The organism is Corallococcus terminator (assembly GCF_003611635.1).
In the GTDB taxonomy this organism is placed as follows: domain Bacteria; phylum Myxococcota; class Myxococcia; order Myxococcales; family Myxococcaceae; genus Corallococcus; species Corallococcus terminator.
In genome coordinates, this window is record NZ_RAVZ01000529.1 from 1 (window position 1) to 4,074 (window position 4,074).

Genomic DNA, 4,074 nt, shown 5'->3' on the forward strand with positions numbered 1-4,074 from the left:
CGCTGGTGGGAGGCTTGGGAACCGTGATGGGCCTGGAGGGCGCCGGGGCGGGCGTCGCCACCGGGGCGTCGCCGTCATCCAGCAAATCCTTGAGGTCCGCGAACGGATCCGCCTCATCCGGAGGGGACGGCATGTGCGCTTCCCAGGTTACTGGCGGCGGGGGGTTTCCACCAGTTACGCGACACACCCGCCGTCGCTTCGCCTGCCTGGCGGGAGGAAGGCGGCACGGTCCGCTCGACGCGGGGGGCGCCGGGCGTTAGCCAATGGGGCAAACATCACACCTCGTACACCTCGCCTTGCCTCCCCGGGGGGGCGGTGACAGCTTCGGACGCTCCCTATGGCCATCCGCTACGCCCTGCCCAACGGTCTCACCGTCGTTTTCGAAGAGCAGCACGCCGCCAAGGTCGCGGCCTTCCAGGTCTGGGTCAAGGCCGGCAGCGCGGACGAGCGGCCCGACCAGGCCGGGCTCGCCCACCTGCACGAGCACATGCTCTTCAAGGGCACGGAGCGGCGCGGCCCCGGTGAAATCGCCCGCGACATCGAGGCGCACGGCGGGGAGATCAACGCCTGGACGTCCTTCGACCAGACCGTCTACCACATCGTCATCGCCAGCCAGTTCGCCCGCACGGGCCTGGACATCCTGGGGGACGCGGTGCGCCGCTCCGCGTTCGACAAGGACGAACTGGCGCGCGAAATCGAGGTGGTGTGCGAGGAGATCAAGCGCAGCTTCGATTCTCCGTCGCGCCGGGCCTCGCGCGCGCTGTTCTCCACCGCCTTCCAGACGCACCCCTACCGGCTGCCTGTCATCGGCACCGAGGAGAGCGTGCGCGGGTTCACCCGCGAGAAGGTGCTGGAGTTCTACCACCGGCACTACACGCCCAAGAACCTGGTGCTGTCCGTCGCGGGCGACCTGCGCGAGTCGGAGCTGCGCGAGTGGGTGGAAGAGATCTTCGGCGGTGACTGGGGCCGGCCCTACGCGGGCCCGGTGGAGCGCCCCCGGGACGCCGCGCCCACCGGCCGGCGCGTCCACGTGCAGACGGAGGACGTGAAGGAAGCGTACCTGCACCTGTCGTTCGCCATCCCGGAGCTGGAGCACCCGGACGTGCCCGCGCTGGACATGCTGGCGATGGTCGTGGGCCAGGGTGAGTCGTCGTGGCTGGTGCGCGAGGTGAAGCACCGTCAGCACCTGGTCAATGACATCCACGCGTCCGCGTACACGCCCAAGGACCCGGGCATCTTCTCCGTGGGCCTGACGCTGCCGCCGGCCCAGGCCGCGAAGGCGCTCACGCAGACGGCGCGCGTGCTGGAGGCGCTGCGCACCACGCTGGTGCCGGAGGAGGAGCTGCGCACGCTCAAGGCGGCGGTGGAGGCGGAGTCCGTCTACCGCAAGGAGACCGTGCAGGGCACCGCGCGCAACCTGGGCTCGTACCAGACGAGCCCCGGCGGCCTGGAGTCCGAGGCCCGCTACATGGAGCACATCCGCGGGCTGACGCTCGAGGACCTGCGCCGCGTGGCCCAGAAGTACCTGCGGCTGGAGCACGCCGTCGTCACCGCGCTCGTGCCGCCCTCCGCGGAGCTGACGGAGGCCGTGGTGAACGCCGCGCTGGACGAAGCGGCGAAGAGCCCCGGCCTCACGCCCCCGGAGCGCACCGCCCGGCCCGTGCCCCCCGACGCCCCGGCGCGTCCGGCCCGGAGCACGGCGGCGTCCGCGCGCTCGGAGGTGTACCAGGAGAAGCTGCCCTCCGGCGCGACGCTGGTGGTGCGCGTGGAGCCCCACGTGCCGCTGTTCTCCATGCGCGCGGCCTTCACCGGCGGCCTGCGCTACGAGACGGCCGAGGACAACGGCATCACCACCCTGGTGAGCCGCACCCTCACGCGCGGCACCACCACGCTGAGCTCGGATGAAATCTCCCAGCTCAGTGACATCTACGCGGGCAACGTCAGCGCCCAGGGCGGCCGCAACTCCGTCAGCCTGAAGGCGGACTTCCTGTCGCGCTACTTCGAGCCCGGCTTCCGGCTGTTCGCGGACTGCCTGCTCAACCCGTCCTTCCGCGAGGAGGAGGTGGCCCGGGAGCGCTCGCTGCTGCTCCAGGACATCCTCACCCGCGAGGACAAGCCGTCCAGCCTCGCCTTCGAACTGTTCGCGCGCACGCTGTACCGCGAGCACCCGTACCGCCTGCCGCTCACGGGTGAGAAGGCGTCGGTGGAGAAGCTGGGGCCGGATCAGCTCCGCGCGTACCACCGGCAGCACATGGACCCTTCGCAGATGACGCTCAGCGTGGTGGGCGACGTGCGCGTGGAGGAGGTGCGGGCGCTGGCGCTCGAATTCTTCGGAAAATCGCGCGGCGGCGCGGTGGCACCCAAGCAGGTGCTGCCGGAAGCGCCTCCTTCGGCTCCGCGCTCGGAGAAGAAGGAGCTGGCGCGCGCGCAGACGCACCTGGTGATGGGCTTCCAGGCGGCGCGGCTGACGGACCGGTGGCGCATCACGCTGGACGTGCTGTCCACGGTGCTGTCGGGTCAGGGCGGCCGGCTCTTCGTCGAGCTGCGCGACAAGCGCTCCATGGCCTACAGCGTGAGCAGCTTCTCCATGGACGGGTTGGATCCGGGCTACTTCGCCGTCTACATGGGCACGAGCCCGGAGAAGGTGGACGCGGCCGTGGCGGGCATGCGCAAGGAACTGGAGCGCATCCGCGACGAACCGATTCCGGACGCGGAGCTGGAGCGCGCCAAGCAGCACATCATCGGCTCGTACGAAATCGACCTTCAGCGCAACAGCACCCGCGCGACGCTGCTCGCGCTGGACACCTGCTACGGCGTGGGACTGGACAACTTCCTGCACTACTCCGAGCACGTGGCGAAGGTGACCGCCGCGGACGTGCAGGAGGTGGCCCGCCGGGTCATCGACTTCGACCGCGTGGCGATGGCCGTCGTGGGGCCGTAGCGACACGGCCGGGGTCGGGGCTGACGTGCGTGGGAGCGTCCAACGGCGCTTCCACGCCGCACCGGCTGGGGTAGAAGGGGCGCATGTCCCAGACCTACCTTTCACTCACCGTGGATATCGCGGAGGAAGCGTCCGAGATCCTCCAGGACCTCCTCCACGAGTCCGGCGCCCTGGGCCTGGAAGTCCGCGATTCCGACATGCCCATCATGCCGGGCGTGCGCGCGCCGGCCCCGGGTGAGGCCATCGTCGTCGCCTACTTCGAGGACCGCGACACCGCGGAGGGCGCTCGCGACGCGGTCGCCGAGTCCCATCCCAACGCGCGCATCGCCCTGGACGAGCAGCCCCAGCAGGACTGGAGCAATGAGTGGAAGTCGCTCATCAAGTCCGTGCAGGTGGGCCGCCTCTGGGTGGGCCCGCCCTGGGAGGCGGAGAACGCGCCCAAGGACAAGCTGCGCATCGTCATCGAGCCGAAGATGGCCTTCGGCACGGGGGACCACCCCACCACCGCGCTGTGTCTGGCGGCCGTGGACGACTTCATGGCCACGCACCCGGGCGCGAGCGTGCTGGACGTGGGCACCGGCACGGGAGTCCTCGCCATCGCCGCGAAGAAGCTGGGCGCGGGCCTTGTCGTGGGCACCGACAACGACCCCGTCTGCGTGGAGCTGGCGCGGGAGAACTGCACCGACAACGCGACGCCGGACCTGGACATCTCCGAGCGTGAGCTGACGCAGGTGCCGGAGACCTTCGACCTGGTGCTCGCCAACATCCTGGCCAACACGCTGATTGAACTGGCGCCCCTCATCGTCGCCAAGGCGAAGGACCGGCTGGTGCTGGCCGGCGTGCTCGCGCACCAGCGCGTGGACGTGGAGGCCGCGTTCCGCAAGCTCGGGTGCACGGTGCTCGCGGGCGCGCAGCAGGGCGAATGGGTGCGCATCGACTTGCAGCGCTGAAACAAAGGGGGGTCGGGCCGCGAACGGTGCCGTCCGCCAACCCGACCCCTGCCTTGGACTCGTGAGGCTTTCCCCCTTGACCTCAGGACCTCGCGACTCCCGCCGTGTGTCGGGAGTCATTGCAGTCCGCGTGCCCGCGTCGCCCCAGATGGGGCGCGGGGCATGAAGCGCGGGGCTGTAGCG

The 4,074-nt window shown here is 70.4% G+C and carries 2 protein-coding genes; both read left to right on the forward strand.

Features of this window, described 5'->3' with window-relative positions; genetic code table 11:
- Window positions 1–337: 337 nt before the first annotated feature.
- On the forward strand, window positions 338–2,941 hold the full coding sequence (locus tag D7V88_RS39445; RefSeq protein WP_120545671.1) for a M16 family metallopeptidase: 2,604 nt from the start codon (window positions 338–340) through the stop codon (window positions 2,939–2,941).
- An 83-nt stretch (window positions 2,942–3,024) separates the two neighbouring features.
- Complete coding sequence (locus tag D7V88_RS39450; RefSeq protein WP_120545672.1) at window positions 3,025–3,891, forward strand: 50S ribosomal protein L11 methyltransferase; 867 nt, start codon at window positions 3,025–3,027, stop codon at window positions 3,889–3,891.
- The last annotated feature ends 183 nt before the right edge of the window (window positions 3,892–4,074 follow it).

Bases quoted from the DNA above. Each gene is read 5' to 3' on its own strand.
- D7V88_RS39445 (WP_120545671.1), top strand. From the start codon at position 338: ATGGCCATCCGCTACGCCCTGCCCAACGGTCTCACCGTCGTTTTCGAA.
- D7V88_RS39450 (WP_120545672.1), top strand. From the start codon at position 3,025: ATGTCCCAGACCTACCTTTCACTCACCGTGGATATCGCGGAGGAAGCG.